Origin of the sequence: Microbacterium sp. ARD32, assembly GCF_031844385.1 — a bacterium.
Lineage (GTDB): Bacteria > Actinomycetota > Actinomycetes > Actinomycetales > Microbacteriaceae > Microbacterium.
Window position 1 is genome coordinate 350,422 of the sequence record NZ_JAUZVD010000001.1, and the last position, 18,378, is coordinate 368,799.

Sequence of the window (18,378 nt, forward strand, 5' to 3'; positions counted from 1 at the left end):
GTCGGTCCCCGCCCGATAAACTGAACCCGATGACTGGTACGCGTGCCGAGGCGGCATATTCCCGCTCTCTGGCAGCGTTCCGAACCCCGACTCTGGGACTGCTGCACGGGCGTCAGGCGCCGTTCGTGATCGCCGCGCTGTCGATGCTGTTCACCGCCCACCGACCGTCGGTTCCGATCGCCGAGGCCCATGCCGAGGTCGCCGAGGCACTGGACGAGCTGCGCGCCGCCGGTTACGACGATGACGATCGCCGCATCCCCGCCGGCACGGGCCGCGAGGTGTGCCGCACCTGGGCCAAGCAGGGCTGGCTGGTGCAGCAGATCGACGACGACGTGGAGGTCTACCGGCTCTCCGCTCACGCCGTCGAGGCGCTCGAGATCACCGGCCGCACCGGCGGCGGTCGCACCCGTGTCTCGAACTCGCGCGTGCGCACCCTCCTCGAGGCCGTCGAGCGGCTCTCCGACGATGCCGAGGCCGACCCGGCCAAGCGCATCGCGCGGCTCACCGCGGAGCGGGATGCCCTGGATGCCGAGATCCTCAGCATCCAGGCGCACGGCGCGGTTCCCGTCGACGACGAGGAGCTGTACGAAGAGGCCGAGAACGTGCTGCACCTCGCCCGCGAGCTGCCGGCCGACTTCACCCGCGTCGCCGAGTCGCTCAAGCAGATGCAGCGCGACGTCGTCGCCCACCTGCGCCGCGACGACCGCCCCACCGGCGACGTGCTGCGCGAGTACCTGCAGCGCGCCAAGGACGTCATGCAGTCCACGCCCGAGGGTCGTGCCTTCGCCGGTGCGCTGCGCCTGATCGGCGATCCCGATCGCATCGACGCGCTCACCTCGCAGCTGCACGAGCTGCTCGCACAGCCGTTCGCGCGCCTCCTCGACCCCGCGCAGCGCGTCGAGTTCGACGCCATCGGCCGCCGGGTCGAACTCGGCGTGGAAGAGGTGCTGAACGCCCAGCGGCGGGCATCCCACGTCATCTCCGGACAGGTGAAGACGCACGACCCGCTGCGCGACCGGCAGATCGACGAGCTGCTGCGCGACGTGATCTCCGGCCTGCACGACTGGTCGCGGAGCGCGCCGTCCTCGGCATCCGTCGACCCGATCCGCAGCCTGCCGCTGATCGACCTCGGCCGGCTGCGGCAGAGCATCGGCGACATCCGCCCGCCCGGCGCTCCGGCGCCCTTGACGGATGCCGACGACGTGGAGTATCTCGAGGCCGACTCCCGCTCGTGGGGCGGCCCGCGCTACGCCGAGCTGGAGGCGTACATCGCCGGGCTCGGCGCCGAGTTCGATCTGGGTGAGGCGTTCGCGGAGGCCCCGGACCAGACCCGCCGACCGGTGGACCTGGTCGGGCTGCTGGAGATCGCGCACCGCAACGGCATGACCGAGCACGACGGGATCTCGACCGTCGACACGCTGCGCCCAGACGGCACGACCAGGCGCTTCGCGTTCGTCTCGGCGACGGCGCGCTCTGCGGGCGGCTCGGCTGACGAGTCCGTCGCGACCAAGGAGGATCAGGATGCCTGAGACGACGACCGATCCGTCGGAGGGCGGTGCCCTGGAGACCGAGGCGCTTCGGCCCGTCGAGGTGGATGACGTCGGTGCGGATGCCTCGGAACCTGCGGCTTCCATCCCGGGCTCCGAGGTCGAGATGGATGACGTCGGTGCGGATGGCTCGGAACCTGCGGTTTCCATCCCGGGGCGTGCCGGCGACCCGTTCATCGCGCCGGTGGCGATGGAGGACGACCCTGACGAGCTGTTCCCGGGTGACCGCGGCACGCTCGACGCTGAGATCCGCCGCGTGCTGGTGCACGTGCTGCAGCGCCGGTTCCTGAGCGCCGAGGGCAACCGCGCCGAGTGGAGGCTGCTGCTCGAGCACCAGCACATCATCGAGTCCCGCATGCACGACCTGTACCTGCGGCTGGTCGTCGACCTGGGCCGTGGGTTGGCGTACAAGCAGCAGATCCGCTCCGATGAATTCGAGGTGCCGATCCTGCTCAAGGATGCCCCGTACAACCGCACCGAGACCCTCGTGCTCGTGCATCTGCGCACGGTCTTCCAGCGCGAGTCGGCGGCCGGCGAGGCCGCGCCGCGCATCGACATCGAAGACGTCGAGCAGACCGTGCTCAGCTATCTGACGGATGCCGACGGCAGCACCGCGCGCCAGCAGAAGACCATTCGCGCCGCACTGGACCGGCTCGACCGAGAGGGCGTGATCGACGAGGAGACCACCGGCCGCTACCGGATCAGCCCGCTGGTCGAGGTGGTGCTGAGCGCCGAGAAGCTCGCCGAGCTGCGCGCCTGGCTGCGCGCGCAGACGGAGACGGATGCTGATCCCGAGGCTCCCGAGGCTCCCGAGGCTCCCGAGCACGACACCCGCGCCACGGAGGTGGTCGCATGACCATGCTCGACACCCTCTTCGGCCTGATCCCCGCCGAGTCCCGCGGCCAGCAGTGGGTCGCCGAGGATCTGCAGCTGATCAACTGGGGCGGCTACGACGGCGGTCCGCACCGGGTGCGCTTCTCGCCGTACGCGACGCTGCTGTGCGGCGGCTCGGGCTCGGGCAAGTCCACCCTGATGGACGCCTACATCGCCCTGATGATGCCGCACACCACGCCCTTCAACGGTGCATCCAACGGCGGCGTCACGGGTCGCCCGCGCGGCGACGAGCAGCGCAACATCCTCTCCTACGGCCGCGGCAAGATCGACGAGTCGCGCACCGACGAGGGCACCAGGCTGCGCGTGCTGCGCGGCGACGGCGAGGACACCTGGACCGCCATCGCGATGACCTGGCGCGACCACGACGACTCGCGCTTCACCGCGATCCGCGCCTGGTACATCCCCGCCGGCGCGCGCATCCTCGAGGACACCGTGCGCGTGCGCGCGACGATCGACGGCTGCTTCGATCTCGCGCGCCTCGAGAGCGCAGCATCCCACCGCCTCAGCGATGCCTCCCTCAGGGAACTGGGACTGGAGACGCTCGGCACCGACCGCGAGTTCTCCGCACGCCTGCACGCCGTGCTCGGCATCGGCGCGGCGGGCTCCGGTGCCAAGGCGATGAGCCTGCTCGCCCGCATCCAGGCCGGCCAGCAGATCACCACGGTCGACGACCTGTACAAGCGTCTCGTGCTCGAGGAGCCCGAGACCATGGCCACCGCCGACGCCGTCGTCGCGCACTTCGACGAGCTCGAGGCCACGCGCACCAGTATGATCACCGCGCGCCAGCAGGTGAACGCCCTGGAGCCGATCGCCGGCATCCGGCAGCGGATCGCGGATGCTGCGGAGCAGACCCGCCTGATCGATGAGATCGGCGACTTCGCGAACCCGGACTCCCGCGCGGCTCTGTGGCGCGCTCAGCGGCGCCTCGACCTGCTGCGTGAGGTCGAGAGCGAACTGGGTGCTCGCAAGCGCACGCTGGACGCCGGCATCCGCGAGAAGAAGGCTCTCGTCGACGCCGTCGAGGTGCAGCGCGACGGCCTGCTCGACGTGCTGCGGCAGTCCGGCGGCGATCGGCTCGAGACCGCGCAGCGCGAGCTGCGGGCGGCCGAGCGGCGGCTCGCCGACGTGCAGCGCGAGCGCGCCCGCGTGGATGCCGTGCTGAGCGAGCTGGGCCTGTCGGCTGCGACCTCCGAGGAGTTCGCCGCTGTGCTCGCCGGCGCCCACCGGGCCGACGGCGAGGGCGACACGCGCCGCGCCGCCCGTGCCGCCTTCGCGGATGCCGAGACTGCGCGACGCGACCTGATGAGGCGCCGCGGCGAGCTCGACGCGGAGCGCGCCAAGGCGGATGCCGTGCACGGCAGCATCCCGTCACGATTGCACGAGGCACGGACACTGCTGGCGCGGGCGGCGGGTCTCGGGATCGACGACCTGCCGTTCGTCGGCGAGCTGATCGAGGTGCGCACCGAGTTCGAGCCCTGGCGCGAGGCGTTCAACCTGGCGCTCGGCGGCTTCGCCACGACGCTGCTCATCGACGTCGCGCACGTGGCCTCGTTCCGTGCGGCCATCGACCAGGTGCGCACCCCGATCCGACTGCGGTACGAGGGCGTGCACACCGGCCTGGCGACCTCGACCACCGCCGACGGGCGCACGCTGCCCGGTCGCCTCGACTTCCGTCCGACGCCGTTCACGGGCTGGCTGCAGCAGCGGCTCGATGAGCGTTTCGGCTTCGTGTGCGTGGACTCGTCCGCGCAGCTGGCGAAGCACCCGATGGCGCTGACGATCACCGGCCAGATGTCGCAGGGCAACCGCGGCGCGCACGGCGGGCACGGGCGCGAGAACGTGGTCGGCTTCTCGAACGAGCGGCGTCTGCACGACCTGGAGCGACAGCTGGCGGAACTGGATGCGCAGGTCGTCGCAGCGACGGAGGCTGCGGATGCGGCCGAGCAGGCGATCGAGGCCCTCGAGAACCGGAACACGGCGTTCGCGAAGATCCAGGACGTGACCTGGGAGCAGATCGACGTGAACGCCCTGGAGCAGCAGGTCGAGCGCTGGGCATCCGTCGAGGCCGAGGTGACCGGGGCGAATCCCGAGATCGCGCAGCTGAAGGAGCAGGCCGAGACGCTCAAGCTCAAGGCATCCGTCCTTCGCGACGAGATCGGCTCGCTGAGCGCGCAGCGCGACCAGGTCGCCGCACGCTGGGGCGATGTGACCGACGACGTCGACGACTGCCAGCGCGTGATCGATGCCGCGGACGGCACGGAGCTGGATGCCGGGCAGGCCGCGTTCCTGGATGAACGGTTCATCCTCGCCGACGAATCCTGCGATGCGGCCGGCGACCGCCTGGCACGGCTCGACGTCGCGCTGAAGACCGCGGCGGCACGGCTCGCGGCGGATCGGCGCGCGGCAGCCGAGGCGCACGAGGAGCAGCGCGAGCGGATGCGGCAGCTGATGGCATCCTTCCTGGAGCGGTGGCCGAACCTGAACCTGCTGCCCGACCCTGACGAGTCCGTGGCCGAGTTCGAGGGGATTCTGCAGGCGCTGCTCACCAGCGGTCTGCACGAACTGGAGACCGAGTGGCGCGACAGCCTGCTCGGCCTCTCCGGCAACGACCTGACCAGCCTGGATTCGACGCTCAGCCGGTCGGTGCGCGAGATCAGAGATCGCATCGAGCCGATCAACAGCATCATGCGCGAGCTGCCGTTCTACGACGACGAGCACCGGCTGCAGATCGCACCGCGCGAGAACCAGTCCGAGGCGCGCAAGCGCTTCCGGCGCGACCTGCGCGAGGTGCGCGGGCTGATCGATGCGGCGTCGACCGATGAGGAGCGCGAGAACGCGTACCGTCGGATGAGCCGGCTGATCGGGCGCATGCGCCGCACCGCTCCGGACTTCGCGGAACTGATCGATGTGCGCAACCACGTGCGCGTGTCGGCCGAGCGGGTCGTGGCGGCGACCGGCGAGCACGTCGCCCTGTACGACCACATCGGCGAGAAGTCGGGCGGCGAATCGCAGGAGCTGGTCGCGTTCATCGTCGGCGCGGCGCTGCGGTATCAGCTGGGGGATGCCGGGGCTTCGCGGCCGCGCTACGCGCCGGTGTTCATGGACGAGGCGCTCATCAAGGCGGACGCGCACTTCACCAAGCGCGCGATCGGCGCCTGGCGCGGCCTGGGCTTCCAGCTCGTGATCGGCGCACCGAACGACAAGTACAGCGCCATCGAGCCGCACGTGGACGTGGAGTACACGATCCTCAAGGACACTCGCGGAAGGTCGTGGGCGAAGCCCAAGGTCGCCGTCGCCTGAGCCCTGCCCGCTCCGCCGCCTCGAGACGCGCGCACTTCGACAGGCTCAGTGGCCCTGGGCTTCTGCTGCAGGAGCCAGGGGCTGCGGCTCCCAGTGCGGGCGGGCGGCGCGCTCGGCCTCGGAATCGCGGATGCCCTGCTCCACGACCTCGGCGAAGATGCGGCCGCCGGCATCGCCGGGGTGGATGCGGTCGCCGGCGAGCAGGTTCTCGTGCGGCTTGATGGCATTCGCCCAGTCGGCCACGACGACGCCTCTGCGCGCCGCCGCGAACTCCTGCAGATCGCGGTTGACGCCCGGAATCCAGTCGCGCGGGGCGTAGGCGTTCACGAGCACCAGGTCGCGGTTTCGGCCCACGGTGTCGGCCATCTTCTGCAGCACGCCTCTGTCGACCGGACCGTTGGTGCCGAGCGCCACGATCACGTGCTCGCGCAGCTCTCCGGCGGCGTCCAGATCGTCGATGATGCGCGGCCCGGCCCAGATCGACCGCGACACCTTCGCGTCGACCTCGACGCCGGGGAACCTCTGGTACAGCTCGGGAGCGGATGCCAGCATCACCGAGTCCCCGATGGCCGTCATCTCGTCGCCGCGGATCGCCTCGGGCGTCGGCTCGGGCGTCGGAGTCGGCGTCGCGGCAGCCCGCTTCATCGCCGCCTGGCCGGCGCGGATCGCCATCTCGGAGGTGGTCATCGGCGGCGCGCTCGCGACGGCCGCGGTGGTGCCGCTCAGCGCCAGCACGCCGGTCAGCAGACCGCCCAGCATCGCCAGACGACTCACCGGTCCGCGCGCGAAGCGCGCCCGCACCGCCCGCAGCGAGCGGCGGAGACCGAGCCGGCGCAGGGGTGTCTCCACGAGACGGTATGACGCGGCGGCCGCCACGATCGAGAGCACCAGCGCCACCGATCCGGCCCATACCGGCACCTCGGCGTCGCTTCCCGAGACTCCGAGATCGCTCGCCGCGAGGATCAGCACCAGCACCGGCCAGTGCCACAGGTAGATCCCGTACGAGCGGTCGCCGACCCAGCGCAGCGGCAGCACGTCGATCGCGCGCCCGAACCACGACCCGGGCGCGACGCCCGCGAACACCGCGAGCAGCGATCCGACGGACGCCAGCAGCAGGCTCTCCGGGAATCCCGCGCCGGAGGGCGTCTCGGGCTGCAGTGCGGCGGCGACGATCAGCCCGATCCCCAGCGTCCCGAGCAGCACGCCGCCGGCGCGCGCGAGCGGCCGCAGCATCCATTCCCGCTGCGGCATATTCCGGATGCCGAAGGCGAGGGCGATCCCGAGGAGCAGGCCGAAGGCGTGCGAGTCGGTGCCGAAGTAGCCGCGGGTCACGGCATCCGCCGCGACCAGCACCGACATCCACCACGCCGACGCGCCCGCCGCGACCACGGCGAACGCGACGAGCGCCCACCGCCATCGCAGGATCGCGACGAGCAGCGGCAGCAGCAGCGGCCACAGCAGATAGAACTGCTCCTCCACGGCCAGCGACCAGACGTTGCGGAACAGCTCCGGCTGCGTGGCGGTGAAGTAGTCGGAGCCGGCCAGCAGGGCCGTCCAGTTGTAGCTGAAGGTCGAGGCGCCCAGCAGCTGCCGGCCGATCCCGACCAGCACGTCGCCGCCGATCATCCACGCGGCGCTCGCGCACACCGTCAGCATCACGGCCAGCGCCGGCAGCAGGCGGCGTGCGCGGCGGCGCCAGAAGTCCAGCATCCGATGCCGCAGGCTGCGCCCGGTCGGTCGCAGCAGCAGCGAGGTGATGAGGAATCCGCTCACCACGAAGAACACGTCGACGCCGACGAATCCGCTGCGCAGCCCGGCGCCGGGGAACAGGTGATAGGCCAGCACCAGACCGACCGCGATCGCCCGGAGCCCGTCGAGACCCGCATACCGCGGGGCGTGGGGCACAGACGAGGACATCACGGAAGAAGGCGCATCTCAGAAGCAGGGGAAGGCCCCCAGTCTAGGCTGGACGGGTGCGAATTCGGCTGGACATCGCCTATGACGGCACCCACTTCCGCGGCTGGGCGAAGCAGCCGGGGCTGCGCACGGTGCAGGGCGTGCTCGAGGCCGCGCTGGCGCGGATCGTCGGGTCGCCCGCGCAGCTGGTGGTCGCCGGGCGGACGGATGCCGGCGTGCACGCGTCCGATCAGGTGGCCCATGTCGACCTGGACGAGGCGCAGTGGTCGCGCGTGACCGCGCGGCACGGACGAGCGGCCGCGGATCCCGCAGGATCTCTCGCCCATCGCATCCGCGGGGTCCTCGGGCAGTACCCCGATGTCACCGTCACCCGCACGACTCTCGCGCCCGAGGGCTTCGACGCGCGGTTCTCGGCGGTGTGGCGCCGGTACCGCTACCGGCTCGCCGACGCGACTGTCGGATACGACCCGATGCGCCGTCATGATACGACCATGGTGCGCGCGGCGCTGGATGCGGATGCCATGGACGCCGCCGCGCGCACGCTGATCGGCCTGCACGACTTCGCCGCCTACTGCAAGCCGAAGGAGGAGGCGACGACCATCCGCACCCTGCTGGACTATCGCTGGGCTCGGGATGCCGAGGGCGTGCTGGTGGCCGAGGTGAAGGCCGACGCCTTCTGCCACAGCATGGTGCGCGCGCTGGTCGGCGCGTGCGCGGCCGTGGGGGAGGGGAAGCTATCCGTCGACGACGTCGTGCGGCTGCGCGACGAGCTCACCCGCACGAGCGCGTTCAAGGTGCTGCCGGCCAGGGGGCTGACCCTGGCCGAGGTGGGGTATCCGGCGGACGATCTGCTGGCATCCCGCGCCGAGCAGACCCGCAACCGGCGCGATCGCGAGTGACGAGCGCGATCGCGAGTGATCATGCCCCGGTCAGACAGCGGCGGTAACGTGGCCGCATGAGGCTGATCTCATACAACCTGCGCAAGCACCGGGCGGCGTCCGAGCTGGTCTCGCTGGTCGTCGATCACGACCCCGACATCCTCTGCCTGCAGGAGTGCGACACGACTGCGCTGCCCGACTCGATCGACGGACTCTCGCTGGTGCGGGCCACCAGCGGCAACCGTCTGGGGCTCGCGATGTACCTGCGCAGCAACCAGTTCCGGGTCGAGCGGGTGCGCGCGATCGGGTTGAAGAAGTCGCTGCACGACCGGGTGCTGAAGCCGGCCGACGAACGCGTCCTCGGGGCGCTGCTGACGAACATCGACACCGGCCGGCAGGTGATCGTGGCCTCGTTCCACGCCGCTCCGCTGACGGCGCTGAACTCGCTGCGCCGCAACCAGATCCGCGCCGCCCTGGATGCTCTGCAGGAGCTGGCGCCGGGCGAACCCGTGCTCATGGTGGGCGACTACAACTACCCCGTGTTCAAAGAGAGCCTCAGCCAGACTGTGCGCGACCACGGCTACCGGCTGACGCTCAGCGACGATCGCACGTACACGAGGTATCGCGTGTTCCGCGGGCACTACGACTTCGCGACCTCGAACGGCTTCGACATCTCGAACATCACCACGCTGCCGCAGGGGACCAGCGATCACCGCCCGATCCTGGTGACCGCCGAGGCCGCGTAGGGCGCGGGTCTCCCTCTCACTGCGTCCGTCACTGCGTCCGTCCCCGGGATTCGCGGGTCCCAAGTTGCTGTCTCCGCCGGCGGTGAGCCAGCGATTCGGGCCCCGCGAGGTGCGGTGGGCTGCGGCTCGGGCGTGTCGCGGGTCCCGTTCTGCGGTGTGACGGGCGTGGAGCCCGCGATTCGGGACCCGCGGAGTGAGGTGCGGGGTGGGCGAGGACCCGCGAAGTGAGGTGCGGGGTGGGCGAGGACCTGGGGAGCGGGGTGCGGGCGCGCGAACCCGCCGGAGCTTCAGGCGCGGCGGGCGAGAGCGTCGCGCACGATGCGAGGTGCGCGGCGCGTCACGCGGATGTCGTTGGCGGTGAGGCGCACCACATCCCAGCCGGCTGCCGCGTAGTCGCGGTACTTCTGCAGATCGCGGTTCCACTGCTCTCGCGACGTGCGATGGTGGTCCCCTCGACCTCGATGGCTACCCGGAGCGACGGGTACGCGAACTCCGAGATCCCGAGCAGGCGGCCGTGGTCGTCGCGCACCTCGAAGTCGAGCACGGGTTCGGGCAGCCCGGCATCCTCGGCATCCAGACGGTACTCGGTCTCCAGCGGCGACGAGCTGCCCACCCGGATCCGCTCCAGTGCTGTGCGCAGCTTCTTCACGCCGATCTGGCGGCCGGATGCCACGGCCTCGAGCAGCTGCTCGAGCGTGGCATCCGCCTCCTCCGGATGCGGCGTGCCGTACCTGTCGCGCGGCACGTGCACGATCGCATCGCCGACGATGATCAGCTGCCGTGTGCTCAGGTCGCGGGCGAGCATCGTCCAGGTCGACGCCGCTGAGGAGATCGGGATGCCGTCGACCCGCTCGACCGACACCAGCCGCGGTTCGATGCGCCTGCCCTTCACGCCGACGCCCTTCGGCGCACGCCGAGGCGAGAGCACGGCGACGTCGAGATCCGTCGGGGCGTCGACCGGGTAGCCGCGGATGACGGCGGCGCTGCGTCCGCAGATGAACGCGCCCGGCGGCATGACTGTGAGGAAGCACTTCGCCTTCGACCGCATCCGGCGCGCCGCCGCGTGGCTAGATGCGAGCGGTGCGGAGTCGTCGGCGAGCTCCTTGTCTTCATCCCGGATGTCGGATGCGGTGCGGCGAGCCCCATGGAACGGGGCCGTCAGGTCGCGCGCTCGCAGGCGGGAGCGGCTGATTCCGGCACGCAGAGCATCGGTCGTGCTGAACTGCGCCCCGAGGAGATGAGGCAGCGGTGCGGGTGGAACTGGCATGCGAACAACATTGAGCGTCGCCGCGGACAGCGGATGCCGCAGAACCCGGTGACTGTGGACAACTCGCGCGATCGTTGAATTGTGGAGAGCAGTGGGTGCATGCGGTCCGGGTGTGTCGCGGGGCCTGAATGGCGGGGTGGGGGCGTGGGAGGCCGCGAAGTGGGACCCGCGAAAGGTGGGTGCATGCGGTCCGCGCGTGTCGCGGGGCCTGAATGGCGGGGTGGGGGATGGGGAGGGCGCGAAGTGGGACCCGCGAAGAGTGAGCCCCAGACCCCAGGCCTGAGGCCCGGGCCCCAGGAAGCCTGACCAGCGCAGGACGGGCCATCCTACGACGATGGTGTAAGCTAAACCCTTGGTGTCCGCTCTGCGCTGCGCGCGGGGTGGATACGACGAACGTGAGCCCTCCACTGGCGCCCTTCGACAGGCTCAGGAACCCCTGGCAGCGAAGCACCCCGGAGTGGGATTCACGAACTCCTCCGTTCGAATCAAGAAAGCAGCACTATCGTGACGCGCACTTACACCCCGAAGGCCGGGCAGGTCCAGCGTGACTGGGTCGTCATCGACGCCACCGACGTCGTTCTCGGCCGCCTGGCTTCGCACGCCGCCGCAATCCTGCGCGGCAAGAACAAGCCCACCTTCGCACCCCACGTCGACACCGGCGACTTCGTCGTCATCGTCAACGCCGAGAAGGTCGCCCTCACGGGTCAGAAGCTTCTGCAGAAGAAGGCCTACCGCCACTCGGGCTACCCGGGCGGCCTGACGGCCACGTCCTACGCCGAGCTTCTCGAGAAGAACCCGGTTCGCGCCGTGGAGAAGGCCGTCCGCGGCATGCTCCCGAAGAACACCCTGGGTCGTCAGCAGCTCGCCAAGCTCAAGGTGTACGCCGGTGCCGAGCACCCGCACGCCGCTCAGCAGCCGACGCCGTACACCCTCGACCAGGTCGCCCAGTAAGCGCCTCCCAGACTTCAAAGGACATACTCGTGGCTGACAACCAGGACACCACCGAATTCCCGCAGAACTTCACCACCTCGACCCCCGAGACCGAGGTCGCGGAGTCGTCGGCTCCCCGCCCCGTGCTCTCCGTGCCGGGCGCTGCCGTGGGCCGTCGCAAGCAGGCCATCGCCCGCGTGCGTCTGGTCCCCGGTTCGGGCACCATCACCGTCAACGGTCGCACGATCGAGGACTACTTCCCGAACAAGCTGCACCAGCAGCTGATCAACGACCCGTTCACCGCACTGAACCTCGTGGGCGCGTACGACGTGATCGCGCGCATCTCGGGTGGCGGCGACTCGGGTCAGGCCGGTGCTCTGCGCCTGGGCATCGCCCGTGCGCTGAACAACATCGACGTGGAGAACAACCGTCCGACCCTCAAGAAGGCGGGCTTCCTGTCTCGTGACGCCCGCGTCATCGAGCGCAAGAAGGCCGGTCTCAAGAAGGCCCGCAAGGCTCCTCAGTACTCCAAGCGCTGATCCGCGCAGTTCCTTCAATGGCACTGTTCGGTACCGACGGGGTGCGGGGGCTGGCCAACGGCCCCCTCACCGCCGAGCTCGCGCTCACCCTGGCCCAGGCGACCGCCGTCGTCCTGGGTCAGGGCCGTATCGCCGAGGCGCGCAGGGCCGCAGGCCGGCGCCTCACCGCGGTCGTCGCCCGTGATCCGCGCATCTCGGGTCACTTCCTCAGCGCTGCCGTCGAGGCGGGTCTCGCCTCCTCCGGCGTGGATGTGCTGGATGCCGGCACTCTGCCGACCCCGGCGGCGGCGTTCCTGATCTCGGACATCGACGCCGACTTCGGCGTGATGATCTCGGCATCCCACAACCCGGCCCCGGACAACGGGATCAAGATCTTCGCTCGCGGCGGTGTCAAGCTGCCCGACGAGGTCGAGCAGCGCATCGAGGCGACCATGCTGGCGGGCACCAAGCTGCAGCCCACCGGCGCCGACGTGGGTCGGGTGAGCCGATTCTCGGATGCCGAGGATCGCTACGTGCTGCACCTGCTGGCCTCGCTGCCGCACCGACTGGACGGCATCCACGTGGTGCTCGACTGCGCCAACGGCGCGGCATCCGGAGCATCCCCCGAGGCGTTCCGCAGCGCCGGCGCCAAGGTGACGGTGATCGGCGCCGACCCCGACGGCATCAACATCAACGACGGCGTCGGCTCGACCCACCTGGACAAGCTGGCCGCCGAGGTGGTGCGCGTGGGCGCCGACGTGGGCATCGCGCACGACGGCGACGCCGACCGCTGCCTGGCGGTCGACGCCGGCGGCAACATCGTGGACGGCGACCAGATCATGGCGATCCTGGCGGTGGCGATGAAGAGCCGCGGACGGCTCGCCGAGAACACCCTGGTGGCCACCGTGATGAGCAACCTCGGCCTGCACATCGCCATGCGCGAGCACGGCATCACCGTGCGCAAGACCGGCGTCGGCGACCGCTACGTGCTCGAGGACATGAACAACGGCGGCTTCTCGCTGGGTGGCGAGCAGTCCGGCCACGTGATCATGCGCGCCTTCGCCACGACGGGCGACGGCGTGCTCACCGGCCTGCACCTGGTGGCCGAGATGGCCCGTCAGAAGAAGTCGCTCGCCGAGCTCGCATCGATCATGACGGTGTATCCGCAGGTGATGATCAACGTGCCCGACGTCGACAAGGACGCGGTCTCGGATCACGCGGGCGTGCAGGACGCGGTGAAGGCCGTCGAGGGCGAGCTGGGCTCGAGCGGGCGGGTGCTGCTGCGCAAGTCGGGCACCGAGCCGCTGGTGCGGGTGATGGTGGAGGCGGCGGATGCCGAGACCGCCAGCGCCCACGCGGAGTCGCTCGCCGAGGTCGTGCGCAGGAATCTGGCTCTCTGAGCGCAGGATGCGACAGCGAGGCCCCGGCGAGTGGGGACTCGTCGGGGCCTCCGGCACAGGCGCTGGGGACGCTCTGCACCTGGCGCGGTGCACTGGGGATGCTGTTCCGCGCCAGTGGCATGTCCAGACGATGCCACTCCGCCAGTATATGAGTGCGGCGCGGTCCTGCGCGGTCAGTCGCGCGTGGCGAGGTATTCCGAGAGAGCGGTTTCTGCGTCGGGCGGCGTGAATCCGGCGTCGATGATCTTCTGCAGGTCGAGCACGCTGTTGCGCGGCCGCGGTGCGACCGGACCGGCGGCCGAGGCGAAGTAGTCGGCGGTGCTCACCCCGGTGACGCGGTCGGGGTCGTGCCCGGTCAGGCGGAACACGTCGCGGGCGATGTCGGCCCAGGTGCGGGCGGCGCCGGAGCCGGTGAGGTTGTAGGTGCCGTACGCGGCCCCGGTGCTGATCAGATGCCGGATGCCGCGGGCGATGTCCGCCGTGAAGCTGAGACGCCCGGTCTGGTCGTCGACGACGTCGGGATCGATGCCGCGCTGCGCGAGGGATGCCATGGTGCGCACGAAGTTGCCTCCGTCGCCGATCACCCACGAGGTGCGGACGATGTAATGGCGGGGAGCGGTCGCCACGGCCAGGTCGCCGGCCGCCTTCGACTGCCCGTACACGCCCAGCGGACTGAGCGCGGCGTGCTCGGCGTAGGGCTGCTCGGCCGTGCCGTCGAAGACGTAGTCGCTGGAGACGTGCACCAGGGTGATGCCGTGCTCGGTGGCGATGCGGGCGAGCGCGGCCGGTCCCGCGGCGTTGGCCGTCCAGGCCGCCGCGCGGCCCTCGGGCGTCTCCGCGGCGTCGACGGCGGTGTAGGCGGCGGCGTTGATGATCACGCCGTAGTCCCGCCATCGGCGCGCGGCGGAGAGATCGCCGGATGCCAGGTCGAGGTCGTCGCGCGTGGCGAACTCCACGTGGCCGAGGTCGCTGAACTCGGATGCCAGGGCACGGCCCAGCTGTCCGTTGGCGCCGAGCACCAGCATCCGGCGCGGCGGCACGGGCGTGACCTCGCCCAGCTGCGGATGCTGCAGGTCCTTCTGCGAGATCTCGGCGCCCTGCAGCGGGATCGGCCACTCGATCGCCGCGGTGGGGTCGGCGAGGTTCAGGAACGCGTACTCGGCGTCGGGCGACCAGTGGTCGTTGACCAGGTAGGCGTAGGCGGTGTCGGGTTCGAGCGTCTGGTACGAGTTGCCCACGCCGCGCGGCACGAACACAGCGCGCGACGGGTCGAGCTCGATCGTGAACACGGTGCCGAATGTGGCGCCCTCGCGCAGATCGACCCAGGCGCCGAAGATGCGTCCGGTGGCGACCGAGACGAACTTGTCCCACGGCTCGGCGTGGATGCCGCGGGTGGTGCCGACCTGGTCGTTGAAGGAGATGTTGTTCTGCACCGGGCCGAAGTCCGGCAGTCCGGCATCCGTCATCTTCTGGCGCTGCCAGTTCTCCTTGAACCAGCCGCGGTTGTCGCCGTGCACGGGCAGGTCCACCACGAGCAGACCGGGAATGGGTGTGGTGGTGACGCTGAGCGCTCTGCCGAACTCGAGGCTCATTGCCCCTTCTCCGCGTAGAAGGCCTCGGTGGCGTCCTTGGCGGGCGCCCACCACTGCTCGTTCGCGCGGTACCAGTCGATGGTGTCGGCCAGGCCCGCCTCGAAGTCGCCGTACTGCGGCTGCCAGCCCAGTTCGGTGCGCAGCCGAGTGGAGTCGATGGCGTAGCGCAGGTCGTGTCCGGCGCGGTCGGTGACGTGGTCGTACGCGTCGGCGGGCTGCCCCATCATGGTGAGGATCAGCTCGACCACGCTCTTGTTGTCCTTCTCGCCGTCGGCGCCGATCAGGTAGGTCTGGCCGAGCTCACCGGCATCCAGAATCCGCAGCACGGCCGACGAGTGGTCGTCGGCGTGGATCCAGTCGCGCACGTTCAGCCCGGCGCCGTACAGCTTGGGACGGATGCCGCGGATGACGTTGGTGATCTGCCGGGGGATGAACTTCTCCACGTGCTGGTACGGGCCGTAGTTGTTGGAGCAGTTGCTGATGGTGGCCCGTACGCCGAAGGAGCGCACCCAGGCTCGGACGAGCAGGTCGGAGCCGGCCTTGGTGGACGAGTACGGCGAGGACGGGTTGTACGGGGTGGTCTCGGTGAAGCGCTCGGGATCGTCCAGCTCCAGGTCGCCGTACACCTCGTCGGTGGAGATGTGGTGCAGGCGCACGTCGTGCTTGCGGGCGGCCTCGAGCAGCGTGTACGTGCCGATGATGTTGGTGTGCAGGAACGGCGACGGATCGGCAAGCGAGTTGTCGTTGTGCGATTCGGCGGCGTAGTGCACCACGGCATCCGCTTTCGCGAACAGCGAGTCGACCAGCGCCGCATCCGCGATGTCGCCCTGCACGAACGTCACCCGATCGGCGGGCAGCCCCTCGAGCGAGGCGAGGTTGCCGGCGTAGGTGAGCTTGTCCAGCACCGTCACGTGGTGGTCGGTGTGCGCGACCACGTGGTGCACGAAGTTCGATCCGATGAATCCGGCACCGCCGGTGACCAGCAGGTTCAACGCTCGCCCCTCTCCAGCAGCTCCAGCAGGTAGGAGCCGTAGCCCGACTTGACCAGCTTCTCGGCGCGTTCGCGCAGCGCGGCATCCGAGAGGAATCCCTGCCGCCAGGCGACCTCCTCGGGGGCGCCGATCTTCATGCCGGTGCGGCGCTCCATGGTGCGCACGTAGTCGGCGGCATCCGTCATCTGGTCGAACGTCCCGGTGTCGAGCCAGGCGGTGCCGCGGGGGAGCACCTGCACCTGCAGCTTGCCGCGCCGCAGGTACTCGCGGTTCACGTCGGTGATCTCGTACTCGCCGCGCGCCGACGGCTGCAGGTCGCGGGCGATCGATACGACGTCGTTGTCGTAGAAGTAGAGGCCGGGGACGGCGTAGTTGCTCTTGGGCTGCGCGGGCTTCTCCTCGAGCGAGACGGCCGCGCCGGAAGCGTCGAACTCGACCACGCCGTACGCGGTGGGCTCGGCGACCCAGTAGGCGAACACCGCGCCGCCGTCGATGGTCGAGAAGCGCTTGAGCTGGGTGCCCACGCCGGGGCCGTAGAGCAGGTTGTCGCCGAGCACCAGCGCCACCGAGTCGTCGCCGATGAAGTCGGCGCCGATCGTGAACGCCTGAGCCAGTCCGTCGGGGGAGGGCTGCTGGGCGAAGGAGATGCGGATGCCGAACTGCGAGCCGTCGCCGAGCAGACGCTCGAAGTGCGCGGCGTCGTGCGGCGTGGTGATCACCAGGATGTCGTCGATGCCCGCCAGCATGAGCGTGGACAGCGGGTAGTAGACCATCGGCTTGTCGTACACCGGCACCAGCTGCTTCGACACCCCCAGGGTGATCGGATGCAGACGCGTGCCGGAGCCCCCGGCGAGAATGATGCCCTTCATGCGTTCTCCTTGATCCGGCTGCATGAGGGCAGCCCTCTCAGTGCGACTCCCACAGCCGCGCCCTCTCAGCGTAGCGATATTGCCGTTGCGGCGTGTGATCGCCCTTTCCGCACGGCGACTGTTGTGCCACACTGAAGCGTCGGCACAGCAGGATCTGGGGAGACGTGCCGTCGCCAACCTGGGGAGAATCATCATGAGCAAGTTGAACGAGCTCGCATTTCGCACCAAGTCCCGCGCGCTGTCGCCATCCAGCTTCCGCGCATGGCGCGAGTTGGAGTCGCACGACCGCCTGTCGCCCGAGCAGATCACACAGCTGAGAGACCGTCGTGCGGTCGAGATCGCGCGGTTCGCGTTCGAGAACTCTGCGTTCTACCGCGAGTTGTACAGTGCTCACGGCTTCTCTCGCGCTGATCTCGAAGACCCGGCGGTGTTCACCGCTCTGCCCTTCCTGACCAAGGACATGATCCGTGAGAACTTCGATCGGATCCGAACCGCCGACGCGACACCGAAGAACGCGGTCAAGAGTGTGTCCAGCGGTAGCACCGGTCATCCGCTGACCGTGTTCAGCGATCGGCGCGCCCCCGTTCGCGCATACGAATGGCGCGCGATGGGGTGGTGGGGCGTCTCGCCGTGGGAGAACGCCGCGACGATCGACCGGTCGTGGCGCAAGGGATCCCGCAAGTGGCAGCACCGCGTCTTCTGGTGGCCCATCCAGCGGATGCTCTTCCATACGCTCGAACTCGACGATGCCACGCTGGAGCGATTCCTCTCGGAGTGGCACCAATATCGTCCCCAGTACGTCGTGGGATTCATCGGAGGCATCTCCACCGTCGCACAGCATGCCGCACGACGAAACGAGTCGCTCGAGCCCGCGAAGGCGGTGGCGGTGACCGCTGGTCCTCTGTTCGAGGGACACCGTCGCGAGATGGAGTCGGTGTATGGCGGCCGCGTCTACAACGTATATCGATCGACGGAGAGCAACTGGCTGGCCGCTGAGTGCCAGGAGCAGGACGGGCTGCATGTTTTCGAGGACATCAAGCGGCTCGAGGTCGTCCGTGAGGACGGCTCGCCGTGCGATGTGGGCGAGTCCGGCGAGACCGTGTTCACCGATTTCGAGAACCGCGTCTTCCCGCTCGTGCGATACCGCATCGGCGATCGCACTTCTCGCCTCGACGGAGCGTGCGCGTGCGGACGGCCCTTCGGCCGTGTGACACGCATCGACGGCCGCATCGTGGACTCGCTCGTCTTTCCCAGCGGGCGCACACTCACGGGAGACATCTTCGACTACTTCGAAGGCTGCAGCGACCAGATTCGTCAGTATCAGGTCTACCAGGGCGAGGACTTCGGTGTAGAGGTGACGCTGCGCCTCACGGAGCATTCCGATGCTCGCAAGGTGGCTGAGGAGCGTGTAGCGCGTTTGCGCGCCCACGTCGGCGGGGAAGCGCCGGTCACTCTGAAGGTCGTTGACGAGATCGAGCCCGTGCGGGGCAAGTTCCGGCCTATCGTGAGTGACGCTCAGCGGCCCTAG

The 18,378-nt window shown here is 69.7% G+C and carries 14 protein-coding genes; 9 read left to right on the forward strand and 5 right to left on the reverse strand.

Features of this window, described 5'->3' with window-relative positions; translation table 11 throughout:
• The first annotated feature begins 29 nt into the window (after positions 1-29).
• From Q9R19_RS01650 to Q9R19_RS01660, 3 genes are read left to right on the forward strand one after another with little or no spacing between them, the layout of a single operon-like run.
• Positions 30-1,529 carry a DUF3375 domain-containing protein gene (locus tag Q9R19_RS01650; protein WP_311254608.1) on the forward strand — a complete coding sequence of 500 codons (1,500 nt, stop codon included), beginning with the start codon at positions 30-32 and terminating at the stop codon, positions 1,527-1,529.
• Complete coding sequence (locus Q9R19_RS01655; protein ID WP_311254609.1) at positions 1,522-2,403, forward strand: DUF4194 domain-containing protein; 882 nt, start codon at positions 1,522-1,524, stop codon at positions 2,401-2,403. The genes Q9R19_RS01650 and Q9R19_RS01655 overlap by 8 nt, the downstream gene beginning before the upstream one ends.
• The gene (locus Q9R19_RS01660) at positions 2,400-5,741 is read left to right on the forward strand and encodes an SbcC/MukB-like Walker B domain-containing protein (protein WP_311254610.1); all 3,342 of its coding nucleotides are present in this window, start codon (positions 2,400-2,402) and stop codon (positions 5,739-5,741) included. The genes Q9R19_RS01655 and Q9R19_RS01660 overlap by 4 nt, the downstream gene beginning before the upstream one ends.
• Positions 5,742-5,786: 45 nt before the next feature.
• Here Q9R19_RS01660 and Q9R19_RS01665 read toward each other — a convergent pair whose 3' ends face one another.
• Positions 5,787-7,658: an acyltransferase family protein gene (locus Q9R19_RS01665; protein WP_311255841.1), complete on the reverse strand. Its 1,872-nt coding sequence runs from the start codon at positions 7,656-7,658 to the stop codon at positions 5,787-5,789.
• Between the two features lie 56 nt (positions 7,659-7,714).
• Between Q9R19_RS01665 and truA the strand changes: the two genes are divergently transcribed.
• Positions 7,715-8,557: a tRNA pseudouridine(38-40) synthase TruA gene (gene truA, locus Q9R19_RS01670; RefSeq protein WP_311254611.1), complete on the forward strand. Its 843-nt coding sequence runs from the start codon at positions 7,715-7,717 to the stop codon at positions 8,555-8,557.
• A gap of 56 nt (positions 8,558-8,613) precedes the next feature.
• A complete protein-coding gene (locus Q9R19_RS01675) occupies positions 8,614-9,282 on the forward strand; it encodes an endonuclease/exonuclease/phosphatase family protein (protein WP_311254612.1) in 669 nt (222 codons plus the stop codon).
• Between the two features lie 337 nt (positions 9,283-9,619).
• On the opposite strand, the gene Q9R19_RS01680 is transcribed toward Q9R19_RS01675, so the two are convergent.
• Positions 9,620-10,549: a hypothetical protein gene (locus Q9R19_RS01680; protein ID WP_311254613.1), complete on the reverse strand. Its 930-nt coding sequence runs from the start codon at positions 10,547-10,549 to the stop codon at positions 9,620-9,622.
• Positions 10,550-11,053: 504 nt separating this feature from the next.
• Between Q9R19_RS01680 and rplM the strand changes: the two genes are divergently transcribed.
• The 3 genes from rplM to glmM are packed head-to-tail and all read left to right on the forward strand — an operon-like array spanning position 11,054 to position 13,397.
• Positions 11,054-11,500 carry a 50S ribosomal protein L13 gene (gene rplM, locus Q9R19_RS01685; protein WP_311254614.1) on the forward strand — a complete coding sequence of 149 codons (447 nt, stop codon included), beginning with the start codon at positions 11,054-11,056 and terminating at the stop codon, positions 11,498-11,500.
• 29 nt (positions 11,501-11,529) lie between these two features.
• Positions 11,530-12,018 (forward strand): 30S ribosomal protein S9, encoded by a 489-nt coding sequence (gene rpsI / locus Q9R19_RS01690; RefSeq protein WP_311254615.1) that lies wholly within the window; start codon positions 11,530-11,532, stop codon positions 12,016-12,018.
• A gap of 17 nt (positions 12,019-12,035) precedes the next feature.
• Positions 12,036-13,397, forward strand: coding sequence for a phosphoglucosamine mutase (glmM, locus tag Q9R19_RS01695; RefSeq protein WP_311254616.1), 1,362 nt, complete (start codon positions 12,036-12,038; stop codon positions 13,395-13,397).
• Positions 13,398-13,570: 173 nt separating this feature from the next.
• Here the strand turns inward: glmM and Q9R19_RS01700 are convergent, their stop codons facing one another.
• The 3 genes from Q9R19_RS01700 to rfbA are packed head-to-tail and all read right to left on the reverse strand — an operon-like array spanning position 13,571 to position 16,850.
• Entirely contained in the window at positions 13,571-14,989 is a 1,419-nt protein-coding gene (locus Q9R19_RS01700) for a bifunctional dTDP-4-dehydrorhamnose 3,5-epimerase family protein/NAD(P)-dependent oxidoreductase (protein WP_311254617.1), read from the reverse strand.
• Positions 14,986-15,981: a dTDP-glucose 4,6-dehydratase gene (gene rfbB, locus Q9R19_RS01705; RefSeq protein WP_311254618.1), complete on the reverse strand. Its 996-nt coding sequence runs from the start codon at positions 15,979-15,981 to the stop codon at positions 14,986-14,988. Before rfbB ends, Q9R19_RS01700 begins: the two co-directional genes overlap by 4 nt.
• Positions 15,978-16,850, reverse strand: a complete 873-nt coding sequence (rfbA, locus tag Q9R19_RS01710; protein WP_311254619.1) for a glucose-1-phosphate thymidylyltransferase RfbA — start codon at positions 16,848-16,850, stop codon at positions 15,978-15,980. Before rfbA ends, rfbB begins: the two co-directional genes overlap by 4 nt.
• A 94-nt stretch (positions 16,851-16,944) precedes the next feature.
• On the opposite strand from rfbA, the gene Q9R19_RS01715 reads away from it, so the two are divergent.
• Positions 16,945-18,378 carry a hypothetical protein gene (locus Q9R19_RS01715; RefSeq protein ID WP_311254620.1) on the forward strand — a complete coding sequence of 478 codons (1,434 nt, stop codon included), beginning with the start codon at positions 16,945-16,947 and terminating at the stop codon, positions 18,376-18,378.